General features: G+C 73.9%; 16 protein-coding genes. 15 read left to right on the plus strand and 1 reads right to left on the minus strand.

Going from position 1 to position 18,862, the window contains the following annotated elements:
* The first annotated feature begins 58 nt into the window (after positions 1 to 58).
* The 6 genes from CLV28_RS07150 to dusB all read left to right on the plus strand — a co-directional run bounded on the left by CLV28_RS07150 (position 59) and on the right by dusB (position 5,826).
* Complete coding sequence (locus tag CLV28_RS07150; protein ID WP_100423065.1) at positions 59 to 1,444, plus strand: glycine--tRNA ligase; 1,386 nt, start codon at positions 59 to 61, stop codon at positions 1,442 to 1,444.
* Between the two features lie 27 nt (positions 1,445 to 1,471).
* Entirely contained in the window at positions 1,472 to 2,311 is an 840-nt protein-coding gene (locus CLV28_RS07155; RefSeq protein ID WP_100422636.1) for a hypothetical protein, read from the plus strand.
* A gap of 95 nt (positions 2,312 to 2,406) precedes the next feature.
* A complete protein-coding gene (locus CLV28_RS07160) occupies positions 2,407 to 2,727 on the plus strand; it encodes a hypothetical protein (protein ID WP_100422637.1) in 321 nt (106 codons plus the stop codon).
* A gap of 45 nt (positions 2,728 to 2,772) precedes the next feature.
* On the plus strand, positions 2,773 to 4,035 hold the full coding sequence (locus tag CLV28_RS07165; RefSeq protein ID WP_100422638.1) for a sensor histidine kinase: 1,263 nt from the start codon (positions 2,773 to 2,775) through the stop codon (positions 4,033 to 4,035).
* Entirely contained in the window at positions 4,032 to 4,646 is a 615-nt protein-coding gene (locus tag CLV28_RS07170) for a response regulator transcription factor (protein WP_100422639.1), read from the plus strand. The genes CLV28_RS07165 and CLV28_RS07170 overlap by 4 nt, the downstream gene beginning before the upstream one ends.
* A 31-nt stretch (positions 4,647 to 4,677) precedes the next feature.
* On the plus strand, positions 4,678 to 5,826 hold the full coding sequence (gene dusB / locus CLV28_RS07175; protein WP_100422640.1) for a tRNA dihydrouridine synthase DusB: 1,149 nt from the start codon (positions 4,678 to 4,680) through the stop codon (positions 5,824 to 5,826).
* Positions 5,827 to 5,873: 47 nt separating this feature from the next.
* On the opposite strand, the gene CLV28_RS07180 is transcribed toward dusB, so the two are convergent.
* Positions 5,874 to 7,694, minus strand: a complete 1,821-nt coding sequence (locus CLV28_RS07180) for a glycoside hydrolase family 13 protein (protein WP_100422641.1) — start codon at positions 7,692 to 7,694, stop codon at positions 5,874 to 5,876.
* A 30-nt stretch (positions 7,695 to 7,724) separates the two neighbouring features.
* On the opposite strand from CLV28_RS07180, the gene CLV28_RS07185 reads away from it, so the two are divergent.
* Genes CLV28_RS07185 through CLV28_RS07225 form a run of 9 tightly spaced genes read left to right on the plus strand, consistent with a single transcriptional unit; the run spans position 7,725 to position 18,846 of the window.
* A complete protein-coding gene (locus tag CLV28_RS07185; protein ID WP_100422642.1) occupies positions 7,725 to 8,747 on the plus strand; it encodes a metallophosphoesterase family protein in 1,023 nt (340 codons plus the stop codon).
* Positions 8,748 to 8,807: 60 nt separating this feature from the next.
* The gene (locus tag CLV28_RS07190; protein WP_100423066.1) at positions 8,808 to 10,133 is read left to right on the plus strand and encodes a deoxyguanosinetriphosphate triphosphohydrolase; all 1,326 of its coding nucleotides are present in this window, start codon (positions 8,808 to 8,810) and stop codon (positions 10,131 to 10,133) included.
* A 17-nt stretch (positions 10,134 to 10,150) separates the two neighbouring features.
* On the plus strand, positions 10,151 to 12,154 hold the full coding sequence (gene dnaG / locus CLV28_RS07195) for a DNA primase (protein WP_100422643.1): 2,004 nt from the start codon (positions 10,151 to 10,153) through the stop codon (positions 12,152 to 12,154).
* 43 nt (positions 12,155 to 12,197) lie between these two features.
* The gene (pnuC, locus tag CLV28_RS07200) at positions 12,198 to 12,794 is read left to right on the plus strand and encodes a nicotinamide riboside transporter PnuC (protein WP_100422644.1); all 597 of its coding nucleotides are present in this window, start codon (positions 12,198 to 12,200) and stop codon (positions 12,792 to 12,794) included.
* A complete protein-coding gene (locus tag CLV28_RS07205; RefSeq protein ID WP_100422645.1) occupies positions 12,791 to 13,861 on the plus strand; it encodes an AAA family ATPase in 1,071 nt (356 codons plus the stop codon). The genes pnuC and CLV28_RS07205 overlap by 4 nt, the downstream gene beginning before the upstream one ends.
* Positions 13,858 to 15,462, plus strand: a complete 1,605-nt coding sequence (locus tag CLV28_RS07210; RefSeq protein ID WP_100422646.1) for a MoxR family ATPase — start codon at positions 13,858 to 13,860, stop codon at positions 15,460 to 15,462. Before CLV28_RS07205 ends, CLV28_RS07210 begins: the two co-directional genes overlap by 4 nt.
* On the plus strand, positions 15,459 to 16,412 hold the full coding sequence (locus CLV28_RS07215) for a hypothetical protein (RefSeq protein WP_157802556.1): 954 nt from the start codon (positions 15,459 to 15,461) through the stop codon (positions 16,410 to 16,412). The genes CLV28_RS07210 and CLV28_RS07215 overlap by 4 nt, the downstream gene beginning before the upstream one ends.
* Positions 16,409 to 18,226 (plus strand): hypothetical protein, encoded by a 1,818-nt coding sequence (locus tag CLV28_RS07220; protein WP_100422648.1) that lies wholly within the window; start codon positions 16,409 to 16,411, stop codon positions 18,224 to 18,226. Before CLV28_RS07215 ends, CLV28_RS07220 begins: the two co-directional genes overlap by 4 nt.
* Positions 18,223 to 18,846, plus strand: coding sequence for a hypothetical protein (locus tag CLV28_RS07225; protein WP_100422649.1), 624 nt, complete (start codon positions 18,223 to 18,225; stop codon positions 18,844 to 18,846). The genes CLV28_RS07220 and CLV28_RS07225 overlap by 4 nt, the downstream gene beginning before the upstream one ends.
* Positions 18,847 to 18,862 lie beyond the last annotated feature (16 nt).

The raw sequence follows: 18,862 nt of genomic DNA on the forward strand, positions 1-18,862 counted from the left end.
CGAAATCACCCCCACGAAGCCACGTGCGGGGTACACCCGAGCTCCTGGAGTGATCACCGTGGCCGCTGCGCCTTCCCGTCTCGACAACGTCGTCTCCCTCGCCAAGCGGCGGGGCTTCGTGTTCCCGTCGGGTGAGATCTACGGCGGTACGCGGTCCGCGTGGGACTACGGGCCGCTCGGCACCGAGCTCAAGGAGAACATCAAGCGGCAGTGGTGGAAGGCCATGGCCCGCCGTGAGGACGTCGTCGGCATCGACTCGTCCGTGATCCTGCCGCGCCAGGTGTGGCACGCGTCGGGCCACGTGGGCGTGTTCACGGACCCGCTCACCGAGTGCCTCTCGTGCCACAAGCGGTTCCGCGAGGACCAGATGATCGAGGAGTTCGAGGAGAAGAAGGGCCGCGCGCCCGAGGGCGGCCTCGCCGAGATCGCGTGCGCCAACTGTGGCACCCGCGGCCAGTGGACCGAGCCGCGCGACTTCAACATGATGCTCAAGACGTACCTCGGCCCCGTCGAGGACGAGTCCGGCCTGCACTACCTGCGGCCCGAGACCGCGCAGGGCATCTTCGTGAACTTCGCGAACGTCGCGGGGGCGGCACGCAAGAAGCCGCCGTTCGGCATCGCGCAGATCGGCAAGTCGTTCCGCAACGAGATCACGCCCGGCAACTTCATCTTCCGCACGCGCGAGTTCGAGCAGATGGAGATGGAGTTCTTCGTCGAGCCCGGCACGGACGAGGAGTGGCACCAGTACTGGATCGACACGCGCATGGCCTGGTACACGGGCCTGGGCATCTCGCCCGAGAACCTGCGCCTGTACGAGCACCCGAAGGAGAAGCTCTCGCACTACTCGACCCGCACGGTCGACGTCGAGTACCGCTTCGGCTTCCAGGGCAGCGAGTGGGGCGAGCTCGAGGGCATCGCGAACCGCACCGACTTCGACCTCAAGACGCACTCGGAGCACTCGGGCAAGGACCTGTCGTACTTCGACCAGACCAAGAACGAGCGCTGGATCCCGTACGTGATCGAGCCCGCCGCGGGCCTCACGCGCTCGCTCATGGCGTTCCTCGTCGAGGCGTACACCGAGGACGAGGCGCCCAACACCAAGGGCGGCGTCGACAAGCGGACCGTGCTGCGCCTCGACCCGCGCCTCGCGCCCGTCAAGGCCGCGGTGCTGCCCCTGAGCCGCAACGAGAGCCTGTCGCCCAAGGCCAAGGCGCTCGCGGCCGAGCTGCGCGAGAACTGGAACGTCGACTTCGACGACGCCGGCGCGATCGGTCGCCGCTACCGCCGTCAGGACGAGATCGGCACGCCGTTCTGCATCACGGTCGACTTCGACACCCTCGACGACCAGGCCGTGACGATCCGTCACCGCGACTCGATGGAGCAGGAGCGCGTCGCGCTCGACCAGGTCACGCAGTACCTGGGCGCGCGCCTCGTCGGCTGCTGACCGCACCTTCCAAGTACGAGAGAAACCATGAACAAGCTCATCACCGCTGCCGTCGCAGGCGCGGCCGCTCTCGCGGTGTCCGTCGGACTTGCGGCGCCCGCACCGGCGGCCGCGCGGTACACCACCTACCTCAGCGTCAACGCGTCGCCCGAGCCGGTCACGGCGGGTGGGACGGTGACGGTCGCAGGGCACCTGAAGTACAAGAAGCAGGGTGTGCTCACCGCGCCGACGCCGAAGACCCTCACCGTGTACTTCGACCCGGCCGGGTCGAAGGGGCCCGTGAGGATCCGCACGGTGCGGACCTCGTCGACGGGGGCGTACGCGTTCAAGCACTCGCAGTCCCAGTCGGGGACGTGGATCGTGAAGTACGCGGGCGCCTCGAACCTCACCTCTGACCGTGCGACCGACTACGTCGCAGCGCGATACCCCACGAGACTGACCGTCAACGCGTCGCCCGAGCCGGTCGCGATCGGTGGGACGGTGACCGTCGCAGGGCACCTGAAGTACACGAAGCACGGTCGTCTCATCGCGCCCACGCCCAAGACGGTCTCGGTCTACTTCGACCCCGCCGGCTCGGCGGGGGCGGTGCGGGTCGGCTCGGTGCGGACCACGTCGAGCGGTGCCTACTCCTTCAAGCACTCGCAGTCCCGTTCGGGCACGTGGATCGTGAAGTACGCGGGCGCCTCGAACCTCACGTCCGACCGTGCGAGCGACTACGTCGAAGCCTACGAGCGGGGCCCGTGGAACTACCCGGGGCGGGACCTCGACTGTTCCGACGTCCGCATGCGGGTGTGGGTCGGAGCCAACGACTACCACAGGCTCGACGCGGACGGCGATGGATGGGGCTGCGACTCCTACGCGCCCTGATCGGAACGGCCGGCGCGGGGGTCATGACGGATGTCATGGCCCCCGCGTGACGTTGCACGGGTGGCTCAGGGGCCGCCCGGCCCCAGGATCTATCCATGGCGACGCCCACGTTCGACTACTACGCCCCGCACGTCGCGCGACGTGAGAGCCGCACGGCGTGCGACCGCGCCGTCTGGGAGGTCTCGGGCGTGCTCGAGACCGAGCGCGCGGCCGAGCGTGCCGCGGTCAACCTCGTCGAGCAGTACCCGGTGCTCGAGGTCGAGCTCTGCGGGACGCGCCTGACGGGGCACACCGAGCGACCCGACGTGGTCGCGCGCTACCTCGCGGCCTTCGCCCGTGCCCGCGACATCGTCATCGTCCAGCACCCGAGCGAGCCCGCCGCGGTCACGCGGTTGTACGCCGCCGTCCCCGCATGAGGACGACGCGGCGCCGGGAGCCGTCGGCGCCGTACCGTATGGCCCGTGAACGTCGAGAGCCCGGCGCGTGAGCCGATGATCACCCGTCGCAGGTCCCGTGCGGGGGTGACCGCCCCGCGCGCACGGCGTCGTCAGTCGCTCGGCATCCTCGGCCCGACCCTCGGGGCCATCTGGATCGGGTTCATGCTCGAGCCGTGGCTCGTGGTGTGGGCCTCGCCGCCGGGCGTCGGCCGCACCGTGGGTCTCGTCGCGGTCGCGCTGACCGTCGTGGGTTACGTCGCGTGCCTCTACGGCACGCGCACGTACGACGTCGACCCGCGGGCCGCGTGGGTGTTCCTCGTGCTGTTCGCGCTGTGCGTCGCGCTGACCTCGATCCGTGCGCAGGAGCACGCGTTCGAGGGGCTGGTGTTCCTCAACGTGTGCGCGATCTTCCTCTTCCGGTCCCCGCTCGCGCTCGTCGTCGCGGGCGTGAGCGCGACCGTGACCGTCGTGGTCCCGCTCGTCGTCGGCTGGGACTCGGCGGGCAACATCGTCATGATCATCGTCTTCACGAGTGCCGCGGTCTACGCGTTCATGGGGCTCGTCGAGGCGAACCGTCAGCTCGCGGACGCGCAGGACGAGGTCGCGACGCTCGCCGCGACGCACGAGCGCGAGCGGCTCGCCCGCGACATGCACGACGTGCTCGGGCACTCGCTGACCGTGATCGCGGTCAAGGCGGACCTCGCGACGCGCATGCTCCGCGCCGACCCGGAGCGCGGCGCCGCCGAGGTCGCCGAGATCCAGTCCCTCGCGCGCACCGCGCTCTCCGACGTGCGCGGCATGATCGCGCACGCCCGGCACGTCACCCTCGGGGCGGAGCTCGCGAACTGCCGGGCCGTGCTCGACTCCGCGGGCGTCGAGGCCGACCTGCCGGGGGCGATCGACATCGTGCCCGACGAGCACCGCGAGCTGTTCGCGTGGGTCGTGCGCGAGGGCACCACGAACGTGCTCCGGCACGCGCACGCCTCACGCGTGCGCGTGACCCTCGCCCGGGACGGCGTGGTCGTCGAGGACGACGGCCGCGGCTGGGCCGGCGGGAAGGGATCGGGGCTCCTCGGGCTCTCGGAGCGTGCGCGCGCGGCGGGGGCGACCGTCGTGACCGGGCGCAGCCCGCTCGGTGGTTTCCGTCTCGCGGTCACGCTCGACCCGTGCCAGCACCTGGGGCGCCCCGGCCCGCGCCCGACGTCGAAGACCCGCGGAACGTCCCGCCAGACCTCTCCCACCGATGACCGTCGCACCGAACCGGTGCTCCTGGAAGGCTCCTCGTGACCGATCCCATCCGGCTCCTGATCGCTGACGATCAGGGCCTCGTGCGCGGTGCGCTCGCCGCGCTGCTCGACCTCGAACCCGATCTCGAGGTCGTCGCGCAGGCGGCGAGCGGCAGCGCGGTCGTGGCCGCCGCCCGCGCGAATCGATGCGACGTGGCGCTGCTCGACGTCGAGATGCCGGGCATGGACGGCATCGAGGCGGCGGCGGCGCTGCGCGCCGAGGTGCCGACGTGCCGTGCGCTCATCGTCACGACGTTCGGCCGCCCCGGCTACCTGCGGCGGGCCCTCGACGCCGGGGCGAGCGGGTTCGTGGTCAAGGACACCCCGGCCGAGCAGCTCGCGGACGCGGTGCGCCGCGTGCACGCGGGCCTGCGGGTCGTCGACCCCGAGCTCGCGGTCGAGTCCCTGGCGGTCGGCACGAGCCCGTTGACGGACCGCGAGCGCTCGGTGCTGCTCGAGGCGTCGACGGGCGGGACGGTCGCGGACATCGCGGCCGCGACGTTCCTGTCGGAGGGCACGGTGCGCAACTACCTGTCGGCCGCGATCGGCAAGACGAACGCGCGCACGCGGGCCGAGGCGGTCCGGATCGCGCAGGAGCACGGCTGGCTCTGACCCACCACGGCGCGGGTGGGAGAATGGGGGCGTGAGCCTCCTTCCCCCGCTGCAGATCGGCCAGTACACGATCGACACGCCCGTCGAGCTCGCCCCCATGGCCGGCGTGACGAACCGCGCGTTCCGGAGCCTGTGCCGCGAGCACGGCGGCGGCATGTTCGTCGCCGAGATGGTCACGTCGCGCGCGCTCGTGGAGCGCAACACCGAGTCGCTGCGGATCGTCTCGTTCGACGAGGACGAGTCGCCCCGCTCGGCGCAGGTGTACGGGGTGGACCCGGCGACCGTCGGCGCGGCGGTCAAGATCCTCGCGAGCGAGGACCTCGCCGACCACGTCGACCTGAACTTCGGCTGCCCGGTGCCCAAGGTCACGCGCAAGGGCGGGGGCGCCGTCCTGCCCTGGAAGCGGGACCTGTTCACGTCGATCGTCAAGGCCGCGGTCGACGCGGCCCGGCCGTACGACGTCCCCGTGACGATCAAGATGCGCAAGGGCATCGACGACGACCACCTGACGTACCTCGAGGCAGGTCTCATCGCGCAGGACGCCGGGGTGGCCGCGGTCGCGCTGCACGCGCGCACCGCCGCCGACTACTACAGCGGCACGGCCGACTGGTCGTCGATCGCGCGCCTGAAGGAGACCGTCAAGCACGTCCCGGTGCTCGGCAACGGCGACATCTGGTCGGCAGAGGACGCGGTGCGCATGGTCACCGAGACCGGCTGCGACGGCGTCGTCGTCGGGCGCGGCTGCCAGGGCAGGCCGTGGCTCTTCGCCGACCTGCAGGCCGCGTTCGAAGGGCGCGCGGACCGGGTGACGCCCGGGCTGGCGTACGTCGCCGAGACGATCTACCGGCACGGCGAGCTCATGGTCGAGTACTTCGAGGACGAGTCGAAGGGGTGCCGTGACCTGCGCAAGCACATGGCCTGGTACCTCAAGGGTTACGCGGTGGGCGGTGACGCGCGGCGCGCGCTCGCGATGGTGTCCTCGCTCGACGAGCTGCGCACGCTGCTCGACGGTCTCGACCACGACGCGCCGTACCCGGGGCACGACGCGGAGGGTCCGCGCGGGCGTGCGGGTTCGCCCAAGAAGCCGCACCTGCCCTACGGGTGGCTCGACTCGCGCGAGCTCGACGCCGAGTTCGCGGAGTCGCTGCGCGAGGCCGAGCTGAGCGTCTCGGGCGGCTGAGCCTCCCTCAGGCCCGGAACCACACCGTCAGGCCCGGAACCACACCGTCAGGCCTGGAACCACACCGTCGTGTCGGTCGGCACCCGCACCTGCGGGCGGCTCGACCGGTCCGCGACGGTCGGCCCCGACTCGACGAGCACGTGCGCGCCGCGCGGCAGCAGGACGGGCTCGGCGCCGAGGTTGGTCAGCACCACGACGTCCCCGTTGCGGTACGCCACGACGTCGGGCCAGCAGGCCCACGCGTCGACCCACGCGAGGTCGCCGTGCCCGAGCCCGTGCTCCCGCCGTGCGGCGAGCGCAGCCCGGTACGTCTCGAGGGTCGACCCGCGGACGCCGGTCTGCGCGTCGGCCGCGAGCGTGCCGTAGACCTCGGGCTGGGGTAGCCACGTCGCGGCGCTCGGCCCGAACCCGAAGCCGGGTGCGTCGGCGACCCAGGGGAGCGGTACGCGGCAGCCGTCGCGGCCGATGTCCGCGCCGCCCGTGCGGTGGAACGACGGGTCCTGGCGCGCGTCGTCGGGCATGTTCGTGAAGTCCGGCAGGCCGAGCTCCTCGCCCTGGTAGAGGTACGCGCTGCCCGGCAGGCCGAGCAGCAGCAGGGTCGCGGCGCGGGCGCGGCGCAGGCCGAGCACCGGGTCGGGCTGCACGCCGTCGGGACGGATCCCGGCCGTGCCCTCGGGGGCGTCGGCCGGGTCGGCGAACCCCATGCGCGACGCGTGCCGCACCACGTCGTGGTTGGACAGCACCCAGGTCGTGGGGGCGCCCACGCCGTCCGACGTCTCGAGCGACTCGACGACGACGTCGCGCAGCGCGGGGGCCTCCCACGGGGCGAGCAGGAACGCGAAGTTGAAGGCCTGGTGCATCTCGTCGGGGCGCACGTAGCGCGCGAGGCGCTCCATCGGCTCGACCCAGGCCTCGGCGACGAGGCAGCGGTCGCCGGCGTACGCGTCGAGGACGCGGCGCCAGTCGCGGTAGATCTCGTGCACGCCGTCCTGGTCGAACATGGGGCCGTTGACCGAGGTGTCGGTGCCGGGCGGGACGTCCGCGGCGGGCAGCGCGGGTGCGGTGCCCGTGCGGGCGTCGTGGTGCGTGCCCTCGACCATCGAGACCTTGCCCGCCCAGTCGGGCAGGCCCTCGGCCTTGACGAGACCGTGCGCGACGTCGACCCGGAACCCGTCGACGCCCCGGTCGAGCCAGAACCGCAGCACGTCCTCGAACTCGCTGCGCACCTGCGGGTTCGACCAGTCGAGGTCGGGCTGCGAGGAGTCGAACAGGTGCAGGTACCAGGGCGGGCCGAGCGGGCCGTCGTCGTCCGACGCGGGCAGGCGCGTCCAGGCGGGACCCCCGAAGATCGACTGCCAGTTGTTGGGTGGCACCGACCCGGTCGCACCCTTGCCGTCGCGGAACACGTAGCGTGCGCGCTCGGGGCTGCCGGGCGCGGCGGCGAGCGCCGCCCGGAACCAGGCGTGCTGGTCGGAGGTGTGGTTGGGCACGAGGTCGACGATCACGCGCAGCCCGAGCGCGTGCGCGCGGGCGAGCAGCGCGTCGGCGTCCTCGAGCGTGCCGAACAGCGGGTCGACGTCGCGGTAGTCGGCGACGTCGTACCCGGCGTCCTTCTGCGGCGAGCGGTAGAACGGGGAGAGCCACACCGCGTCGACCCCGAGGTCCACGAGGTGGTCCAGGCGCGCGGTGATCCCCGGCAGGTCACCCATGCCGTCGCCGTCCGCGTCGGCGAACGACCGGGGGTACACCTGGTAGATCACCGCGTCGCGCCACCAGCGGGGGTCGGACGACGCGGCGTGCACGAGCGTCGTCGCGCGCAGCTCGGTCGTGCTCGGGTCCGTGTCCGGGGCGTGGTCCGTGGAGGTCATGCCTGTGAGTCTAAGGAAGGATGCGTGGTCATGACCCTCGACCGGCTCGCGCTGATCTCGGACGTCCACGGCAACCTGACCGCGCTCGAGGCGGTGCTCGACGACATCGCGTCGCGCGGCATCACCCGGGTCCTCGGTCTCGGGGACGCGATCGGCAAGGGGCCGCGGGGGAGCGCGGTCGTCGACCGTCTCCAGGAGGTGTGCGAGGTCTGCGTGCGCGGGAACTGGGAGGACTTCCTGCCCGTGATGCAGGACCCGTCGCCCGAGTTCGCCTGGTGGCTCGCCGACCTGCGGCCCGACCAGCGTGTGTGGGTGCGGTCGCTCCCGCTGAGCCACGACCTGCTCCTGAGCGGTCGGCGCGTGCGGCTCCTGCACGCCTCCGCGCGCAGCGTGTACAGCAAGCTCTTCTTCCGGGACGTGCGCGAGGGCTTCGACGGCATGTTCGCCACGACCGAGCTCACGGGTGACGGGCCGACGCCCGACGTCGTCGTCTACGGGGACGTGCACGACGCGTTCGTGCGGACCTCGCGCGGGCGCACCCTGATCAACGTCGGCAGCGTCGGCAACCCGCTCGACGAGCCCGTGCCCTCCTACGTCGTGCTCGAGGGCGTCGCCGACTCGCCCGACCGCGGGCCGTTCTCGGTCCAGGTCGTGCGCGTGCCGTACGACGTCGAGGCCGAGATCGCCGTCGCCCACGCGCTCGGCATGCCGCAGGTCGGCCCGTGGGAGGTCGAGCTGCGCACGGGCGTCTACCGGGGCCTGCAGGCGTCCGTCGCGCCTGCGGAGCAGGTCCCCGACCCGCACGTGAGGCTCGAGGCCTACGGGCGAGCGCTCTTCAGCCGACTCACCGACGACACGAACCTGACCGTCAGGGTCCTTCCCGACGGTCTCGGCGTCTGCGTGGTCCACGCCGTCCGCGGAGGCGGCACGATCTTCGTGGCGCACGACCGGTCGGTGCTGTACGTCGCGTCGTCCATGGACTTCGAGCGAGGCCTCGCGGCGTTCCGTTCGGGCTCCCGGACGCCGCGCGAGAAGTTCGACGTCACACGGTAGCCGGTCCCGTGCGGCGTCGAGCGAAGGAGGGGGCGCACCCGCTCCTCTAGGGTGGGTGCCGTGACCACGGCCAGCACGCCCCCGCGCGGCGGGTACAGCGACGCCGACCAGCAGCGCTGGTCGGCCGAACCCCCCAAGAGCAAGGCCCGCACGCCCTTCGAGCGCGACCGCGCGCGCATCGTCCACTCGTCCGCGCTGCGCCGCCTCGGGGCCAAGACGCAGGTGCTCGGCCCGGGCAGCGACGACTTCGTGCGCACCCGGCTCACGCACACCCTCGAGGTCGCGCAGGTCGGCCGCGAGATCGGCAAGGGGCTGGGCTGCGACCCCGACGTCGTCGACACCGCGTGCCTCGCGCACGACCTCGGGCACCCGCCGTTCGGGCACAACGGCGAACGGGCGCTCGCTGACGTCGCGGTCGACGTCGGCGGGTTCGAGGGCAACGCCCAGACGCTGCGCCTGCTCACGCGCCTCGAGCCCAAGGTGTTCACGACCGAGGGCACGCCCGCGGGGCTCAACCTCACGCGGGCCTCGCTCGACGCGAGCGTCAAGTACCCGTGGGCGCGCGGGCAGGGCCCCGTGCGCACCGACGGCGGGCCGACCCACAAGTTCGGGGTCTACGCCGACGACCAGCCGGTCTTCGCGTGGCTGCGCGAGGGCGCCCCCGAGGGCGTCAAGTGCATGGAGGCGCAGGTCATGGACCTCGCCGACGACATCTCGTACTCGGTGCACGACGTCGAGGACGCCGTGGTCGGCGGCCGGATCGACCTGAGCCTGCTCGACGTCGCCGAAGAGCGCGCGCGCATCGCCGCCGCGGTGCACGCCTGGTACGGGCGCAAGCACGACGCCGCGGCGCTCGACGCGGCGCTGCTGCGCCTGCGGGCCACGGGCGACCTCGTGGTCGGCTTCGACGGCTCGCGGCGCGCCCTGGCGCGGCTCAAGGACGCCACGAGCCAGCTCATCGGCCGGTTCAGCGGCGCGGCGCACGACGCGACGCGCGCCGAGCACGGCGACGGCCCGCTCACGCGGTACGGCGCGCGCCTCGTGGTGCCCGACGAGACCGACGCCGAGATCCTCGCGCTCAAGGGCATCGCGGTCGCGTACGTCATGGCGCCGCGCGAGCAGGAGCCGATCTACCAGCGCCAGCGCACCATCGTGCGCGAGCTCGTCGAGGTGCTGTGCGAGCAGGCGCCCGCGGCGCTCGAGGGGTCGTTCGCGGCCGACTGGGCCGCCGCGGACGACGACGCGGCCCGCATGCGCGTCGTCGTCGACCAGGTTGCGGCGCTGACCGACCTGAGCGCGATCGCGCTGCACCGCAGGCTCGTCGGCCCACGGCCCGGGACGGACGCCGCGGCGCCGTCCACGGGCCCGGGCGTCGGGTCGCGCTGAGCGCCTAGACTCGCCCCGTGGCCGGACTGATCAAGCGCGAGGACGTCGACGCCGTCCGCGACCGTGCACGGATCGACGAGATCGTCTCGGCGCACGTGACGCTCAAGTCCGCCGGGGTCGGCTCGATGAAGGGCCTGTGCCCCTTCCACGACGAGCGCTCGCCGTCGTTCCACGTGCGGCCCCAGGTGGGCCGCTGGCACTGCTTCGGGTGCGGCGAGGGCGGCGACGTCATCTCGTTCGTGCAGAAGATCGACGGGCTCACCTTCACGGACGCGGTCGAGTACCTGGCCGACAAGGTCGGCGTCCAGCTGCGGTACGAGGAGGGCGGCGGTCAGCGGCGCACCGAGGAGCCGGGCCGGCGCCAGCGCCTGATCGAGGCGCACCGCGTGGCGGCCGAGTACTTCTCCGACCAGCTCCTGGGCCCCGGCGCCGGTGCCGCGCGCGCGTTCCTCGCCGAGCGCAGCTTCGAGCGCGCCGACGCCGAGACGTTCGGGGTCGGGTACGCGCCCCAGGGGTGGGACAGCCTGCAGCGGCACCTGCAGGGCCGCGGGTTCACGCAGGCCGAGCTGATCGCGTCGGGGCTCATGAGCCAGGGCCAGCGCGGCGTCTACGACCGGTTCCGCGGCCGCCTCGTGTGGCCGATCCGCGACGTGACGGGCGAGATCGTCGGGTTCGGCGCGCGCCGGCTCTACGAGGAGGACCAGGGGCCCAAGTACCTGAACACCCCCGAGACCACCCTCTACAAGAAGTCCCACGTGCTGTACGGGATCGACCTCGCCAAGCGGGAGATCGCCAAGCACAAGCGTGTCGTGGTCGTCGAGGGGTACACCGACGTCATGGCCGCGCACCTGTCGGGGGTCACGACCGCGGTCGCGACGTGCGGCACCGCGTTCGGCAGCGACCACGCGAAGATCGTGCGCCGCCTGCTGGGTGACACGTCGGCCGCGAGCGGCCTGCAGCTGCGCTCGGGCACGTCGATGGGCGGCGAGGTGATCTTCACGTTCGACGGCGACGCGGCCGGGCAGAAGGCCGCCGTGCGCGCGTTCGGCGAGGACCAGCGGTTCTACGCGCAGACGTTCGTCGCGGTCGAGCCGAGCGGCATGGACCCGTGCGAGCTGCGGATGGCGCGCGGCCCCGAGGGCGTGCGCGCGCTCGTGGACGGTCGCACGCCGCTGTTCGAGTTCGTGATCCGCACGACCCTCGACAAGCACGACCTGAACACCGCCGAGGGGCGCGTCGCGGCGCTGCGCGAGGCCGCGCCGATCGTCGCCGGGATCCGCGACTCGGCGCTCAAGCCCGAGTACGCGCGCATGCTCTCGGGGTGGATCGGCATGGACGAGGGCGCGGTGCGCCGTGCGGTGCAGAACGCGCCGCGGCTCGCGGGCCCCGTCGACCTGCCCGACCGTCGGGCCGTGGACGCCCGCGGTTCCGGTGGCGGTAGCGGTGCCGGGTCGGACGGCGGACCGGCCGGCGGCCCTGCAGGTGGCCCTTCGGAAGGCGGGGCCGACGGCGCGCCCGCACCCCTGCCGCCCCTGCCCGCTCCCGACCCGCGCGACCCGGCGGTGCGGCTCGAGCGGCAGGCGCTGCTCGTGGCGCTGCAGTACCCGAACGCCGTGGACGCACCCACGTTCGACGCGCTCGAGACCGACGCGTTCGCGACCCCCGCCTGGCGCGTGGTGCACGACGCGATCCGGGCCGCGGGCGGTCTCGGTGCGGCGCAGGCCGCGCCCGAGAAGCAGTGGGTCGGTCTCGTCGTCGACCACGCCGAGCCGCGCGCCGTCCCGGTCGTCAACGAGCTCGCGGTCGCCCCGATGCCCGAGGACCGGCCGGACGCGCTCGCGAACTACGTGCGCGACGTCGTGCGCCGGCTCGTGGACCTGGGCCTGACCCGCCGCGTGGCGGACGCCCGTAGCCGCCTGCAGCGCATGGACCCGTCGGCCGACCCGGACGGCTACCAGCAGGCGTTCGCCGACCTGCTCGCGATCGAGCGCGAGCGCCGCGAGCTGCGCGAGACCGCCTGAGCAGCCCGACCGGCGCCCCGCCCGGACCCCCTAGAGTGTCGCCGTGACCATCGAGGAGATCATCGGGTTCGTCACCGGGGCGCTGTGCGTGTGGCTCGCGGTGCGGCAGAACGTCTGGACGTTCCCCCTCGGCATCGCCAACAACCTCGTGTACGTCGTGCTGTTCTTCGACCGCGGCATCTACGCCAACGCCGGGCTGCAGGTCGTGTACCTCGCGCTCGGGGCGCTCGGCTGGTTCTGGTGGGTGCGCGGCGGGCCGGACGGCGGGGCGCTGACCGTGAGCCGCACGCCCCGCTGGGGGTGGCCGGTCGCGCTGGTGTCGTTCGCGCTGCTCGCGGTCGCGCTGTGGGCGGTGCTCACGACGTGGACCGACTCCGCGGTGCCCGTGGCCGACGCCGCGACCACGGCCTCGAGCCTGGTCGCGCAGATGATGCTCAACCGCAAGTGGCTGGGCAGCTGGTGGGTCTGGATCGCGACCGACGTCGCGCTCGTCGCGCTGTTCGCGTCGCAGGGGCTGTGGCTCACCGCGGTGCTGTACGTCGGGTTCATCGGTCTGTGCGTGCACGGGCTGGTCACGTGGCGCCGCGAGCTCGCCCCCTCCGTGGGGCGCGGCAAGCCCGCCCTCGCGGGGGCGTCGTGAAGGAGTTCGCGCACGGCCTCGTGATCGGCAAGCTCTACCCGTTCCACGCGGGCCACGCGCAGCTCGTGCGGGCCGCGCTCGCGCGGTGCGAGCGCGTGACCGTCGAGGTGCTCACGTCGTCCGCCGAGTCCGTGCCGGGCGACGTCCGCGCCGCGTGGGTGCGCGACGAGCTGCCCGACGCGCACGTCGTGCACGGCCCTGACGACGCGCCCGTCGACTACGCCGACCCCGCCGCGTGGGACGCGCACGTGGCGGTCATGCGCGCCCTGCTCGACCCCGCGCACGGCCCGGTCGACGCGGTCTTCACGTCGGACGCGTACGGGACCGAGCTCGCCCGGCGCTTCGACGCGACGTGGGCCCGCGTCGACCCGGACCGCAGCACGGTGCCCGTGTCCGGGACCGCGGTGCGCGCCGACCCGGTCGCCCACTGGTGGGCGCTGCCCGGTGCCGTGCGCGCCTGGTACGCCCGGCGCGTCGTGGTGCTGGGGGCCGAGTCGACGGGCACGACGACGCTGGCCGCCGACCTCGCGGCGCGGTACGGGATCGAGCCCGTGCTCGAGTTCGGTCGCGAGTGGTCCGAGATCCGCCCCGGCGGGCTCGCCGCTCCCTGGCACACCGCCGAGTTCGACCTCGTCGCGCGCGAGCAGGCACGCCGCGAGGACGACGCCGCCCGCCGGACCCCGCTCCCGCTCGTCGTGTGCGACACCGACGTGCTCGCCACGACCCTGTGGCACGAGCGGTACGTGGGTCGGCGCTCGCCGGGCGTCGAGGCGCTCGCGGCCGGGCGCACACCCGACCTGTACCTGCTCACGGGCGACGAGATCCCGTTCGTCCAGGACGGCCTGCGCGACGGCGAGCACGTGCGCCACGCGATGCAGGAGCGGTTCCGCGAGGTGCTCGCAGCGCGCGGCGTCCCGTGGGTCGAGCTGCACGGGTCGCGCACCGAACGGCTCGCCGCCGCGCTCGCGCTCGTCGAGCCGCTCGTGGCGCACCCCCGCCCCCTCGCGGACCCGCTGCCGCAGGCCGGTGCGGAGCACTGGGTGCAGGCCATAGGGTCGCAGGCATGAACGCACCCGGAGAGTTCGAGCACGTCTCGTCCGCGCCGACCCGGCCCGTCGAGGCGCGGCGGCGCGACCCGCTCGACCTCGACGTCGCCGACCTCTTCCCGACCGGGACCGGGCCGTCGGCCGGCGCGGCGTCCGCGGACGCCGCCGGGGCGGCGCTCGACGAGAAGCTGCGGCAGGCGTACTTCTGGGTCGTGAACCACGCGATCATCAGCCCGTTCTACGACGTCGAGTTCGACCGCGCGGGGGCGCCGGCCGACGTCTACCGCATGGGCGACTCGCGCGCGCGGCTCACCCTGCCGAGCGACCAGTCGTACGCGAGCTTCGTGCTGCTGCCGCTGCTGACCTTCGCGGTGCGGGGGCGCTGCCTCATGATCGGCGGCCCCGGGCGGGGCAAGACGGCCTCGGCGATCCTCATGGGCGTGCTCGCCGGGTACCCGGTGCGCGACGTGCGGCGCGCCATGCAGCACGGGCACCCGCAGCTGAGCGTGTCCGACCTCTTCGGCACCCCGCTGCCCAAGGACCTCGTCGAGGCGGACTCCCTCGCGGACGTCGAGGTCGCGTGGCGCTCGTGGCTCTCGATGCGCGTCAAGATCGTCGACGAGTACAACCGGATCCCGACGCGCACGCAGTCCGCGCTGCTCACGCTCCTGGCGGACGGGTACGTCGAGAGCTACGACCAGGTCTACGAGACCGGGGACGCCGCGTGGTACCTCACGGCCAACGACGACGCGGGCGGCGGCACCTACCAGGTCGTGGACGCGCTGCGGGACCGCATCGACGTCGTCGTGCACGCGCTGCCGTTCAACAACCGGTTCTTCGGCGACCTCGTCGCGCGCGCCGAGCAGCGCCTGCGCCCCGAGGAGAACGTGCCGCCCGAGATCGTGTTCGACGACGCCGAGCACGAGCGCCTGCACCGCGAGGTCCTGCAGGTCGCGATCCCGGCCCCCGTGCGCCGTCGGCTCGAGTTCTTCGCGAGCCAGCTCGAGGTGCTCGAGAACGCCGGTCGGCAGTTCGAGTACCGCACGAAGGACACCGCCCGGGTCGCGGGCGTCGACCCGCACCTGGTCGCCGCGACCGACACCGGACGCGACGCGCTCGGCGAGATCGGCGCGCAGACGCTCAACGGGCTGTCCGTGCGTGCCCTCCAGTCGCTCATCGCGTACGCCAAGGCGATGGCGTACTTCCGGGGCAACCGCGAGGTCCAGCTCGACGACCTGCGCGCCGTCCTGCCGTTCGTGCTGCACGACAAGATCACGCCGGACCTCGCCTCGGCGCCGTTCGGCGACCCCGAGCGCGAGCCGCTGCGCACCGACCGCGTCTCGTGGCTGCGCGACCTGTTCGACACCGCGTGCGCGCAGTACGACCGCGCCGACCTCGACCGGGACGACCCGGTGGGCGAGGTCCTCGCCGAGCTCGGCGCCGGGCTCGACCAGCTCACCGAGGCGGACGTGCTCGCGCGCGTCGCGCGCGTCGAGACGCTGCTCGACTCGCTCACGGGCGCCAAGCTGCACGGCAACGTCTACGAGGACGCGCTCGCGCTCAAGTACGCCCACCAGCGGTACACGAACTACCTCGCGTGGCTGCGCTGGAGCGGCCGGTGAGCGCGTTCGCCGCGCACGTGCGAGCGACGCGCGAGCGGCAGAACGAGGTCCTCGCGGGCGCACGCTCGCGCGGGGCCGACCCGGCGGCGCTCGCGGTCGCGATGCGCGAGCTGCCCGCGGCGCTCGACCCGCTCGCCGACACGCTCGGGGTCGAGGCCTTCGCCGCGACGTGCGACGCGGCGGTCCAGGCGGTCGCACGCCTCGTCGCGGCCCGGCGCTGGTCGGCGACCTCGCTCGAGCGGTGGGTCGTGCTCGACGTGCTCCGCTTCGTCCCGGCCTGGCTCGACGCCGCCCCGACGACGGTCGCGGCGCTCGTCGACGCCGTGGGCGCCGTCGGCCGCCAGGGCGACGCGGCCGCGTGGTCGCGCCGCCTCGTGGACGCCGCGCGGGTCGAGGCCGTGCGGTGGGACCTCGCGACGGTGCGGACCGTCGCGCTCGTCGCGGCGTGGCGCAGCGGGCTCGTGCGCTACCGGCGCGCCGCGCTCGAGGCCGCGGTCCGGCTCGACCCGCGGGTCGCGCGGGCCGCGCTCTCGCTCGACCGGACCGCGGACGTCGCGCACGTCGTCGCGGTCAACGCGGCCGACCCGTGGCTCTGGCCCGGGGCACGGGACCGCGGCGAGATCGCGCGTCCCGGGGGGTTCCGCGGCGCCGGCGGTCCGTGGCTCGCCCTTCCCGTCGTGGCCGCGCCCGACGACGACCTGCCCGCGGTCGCCTGGTGGGTCTGGACCGACGTCCCCGACGAGTCGTGGTGGCGGGTCGCCGCCGACGTGCACGGGTCGGCGGTCGTCCGGGACCAGGACGGCCCGGGGCGGGGCGCCCCGACGCCGTTCGACGTCCGGGACGCCGGTGCGAGCAGCAGCTCGCGGGTCACCCTGCGCTCGGGGGCGCTCCTCACGCTCACCAGCTCGACGCGCAGCCACCACGTGGGACTCTGGCGGCAGCCCGAATGAGCGAGACCGCGCTCGCCGAGGCGTGGGCCGAGGCATGGCCGCGCGCGCTCGCCGCGTGGGGCCCGTACACGCGCCTGCACGCGCCCGTGCTGCACGAGGCGCCGCAGCGCCAACGGTCGTTCGCCTGGTTCTCGACCGCCGACGTCGAGGTCCACATCGACCTCGCGGAGGTCGTGCGGCTCGGGGTGGACGACCATCCCGTCGAGGTGCTCGCGCACGAGGTCGGCCACCACCTGTGCTCGCCGGGCGACCTGCGGCAGTCCGCACGCATCGCGGCCCGCGTCCGCGTGGGGCTCCAGGAGGCCGCCGAGGTCGACGGGATGGTCGCTCTCGTGTCGAACCTCTGGTCCGACATGCTGATCAACGACCGCCTGCAGCGCCGGGCGGGGCTCGACATGGTCGGGCTGTGGCACGCGCTGCCCCGCCCGCGCGAGGGACTCTGGCAGCTCGTGATGCGAACCGACGAGATCCTGTGGGGCACAGGTCCCGGCGTGCTCACGGCCCCCGACGTCGACGTGCCCGAGAGCGAGGCGCTGCTGTGCGCGCGGCTGGTGCGCAGCTACGCGGACGACCCCGTGGGCGGAGCGGCGGGGTTCGCCCTCCTCGTCGCCCCGCTGCTGCCCGCGCTCGACCGCGACGAGAAGGCCGGGACCGCGCTGCGGCTGGGGAGCGGACTCGTGTGCCGACAGCACGAGCCCGAGGGGTCGGTGCCGCGCGGCGTCGCGACCGAGACGGGACTCGGTGCGCCCGCGGTGCACCCCGCGGACGACGCGAGGGTCGTCGGGGTCGACGCCACGCAGGCCGAGACGCCCGACGACCCGGCGTCCGACGACGGGGATCCCGACGACGGGACGTTCCCGACCCGGTCGGCGTCCGACGTCGACGGCAACACGCTCGAGCCCGCCGACCTGCACGCCGTCCTGCGGGCGCTCGGCCTCGCGACCACCGAGGCGGAGGCGGCCCGCACCTGGTACCAGGAGCACGCGGCGCGTCACCTCGTGCCGTTCCCCGACCGCCCGGCGTCCACGGTCACCGAACCCCTGCTCGGCGCGCACGAGACCTGGGACGTGGGCGACGAGCTCGCCGACGTCGACTGGGGCGCCTCGGTCGCGCGTTCGCCCGTCGTCGTGCCGGGCATGACCACGGTGCGGCGCACCTGGGACGAGCAGCCGGGCGACGAGACCGCCCGGCAGCCCGTCGACCTCGACCTGTACCTCGACTCCTCCGGGTCGATGCCCGACCCCGTGCGCCGGCGCGCACCCATCGCCCTCGCCGGTGCCGTGCTCGCGCTCTCCGCGCTGCGCGCCGGCGCACGCGTGCAGGCGACCACGTGGAGCGGCCCCGACCAGATCGCCGGCACCGACGGGTTCACGCGCGACGCGAACCGCGTGCTCGACGCGATCGTCGCGCACTTCGGCGGCTCGACGTCGTTCCCGCTGCCGCTGCTCGCCCGCACGCACCTGGGGGACGCCGTGACCGGCGCCCCGCCGACCCGGCGCGGGCCGTGCCACGTCGCGGTGATCTCGGACGACGGCGTCACGTCCATGGCGGACGACGTGACCGGCGGCCCCTGGAACCGTCCGGTCCTCGTCGCCCCCGCGTCGACCTCGGTCGCGGCCCGGGCGCTCGCGGCCGCGGACGGCGGGGGGAGCCTCGTGCTGCAGGTGTACCCGGGTGCGAGCGTGCTGTCGGAGATCGACTGGATGCTCCCCGGGTACGACGTCTACCCCGTGATCACCGACGCCGACCTCGTGCGCTTCTCGTCCAGCTTCGCCCGGCGCCTGTGGGGCGCGCGACCGAGAGGATCCCTGTGAACACCGCATCCGGCCGGCATCCGGTCGAAGGGCCCGCGGTCCCCGACCTCGTGCGACGGCTCGCCGCCACCCCCGTCGACCTGCTCGACCCGCGCGTGCACGCCCCGGCCGCGCTCGCCGACCTCGTCGAGCTCGCCGACGGGCAGCCTCCCCGATGGAACGCTCGGGTGATCTCGCAGGTCGACGTGCTGTGCGGCCCGCAGGCACCCCCGGTCGCCCGGGTCGCGGCCCTCGTCGCGGCCTGGCTCGTCACCGCCCCCGTGGTGCGGGACAGCGTCGTGGTGCGCGCCGCGCTGCCGGGCCGCCTCGGGGACGACCCCGTGGTCACCGCGGTCGAGGCCATGCTGACCGGGCCGGCGATGGCACGACGCCCGCACGACTGGGTCCAGGACCCGGACGGCCGCGAGGAGGTGGCGCGCGCGTTCCTCGTGGTGCTCGGTCTGCGTGGTGAGGGTGAGACCGCCGCCGAGTCCGCGGACCGCTGGCTCGCCGTGAGCACCGCCGAGCGGGCGCGGCTCGCGGGCGAGATCGCCGTCGAGCTGCGACGGGCCGAGGAGCTCGCCGCCCGGCTCGCCGAGCAGCGCGCGCGCGAGGCCGCTGCGCGGTACACCAACCACTGACGACCTGACCGGAGAA

Source organism: Sediminihabitans luteus, from assembly GCF_002797595.1.
In the GTDB taxonomy this organism is placed as follows: Bacteria; Actinomycetota; Actinomycetes; order Actinomycetales; family Cellulomonadaceae; genus Paraoerskovia; species Paraoerskovia lutea.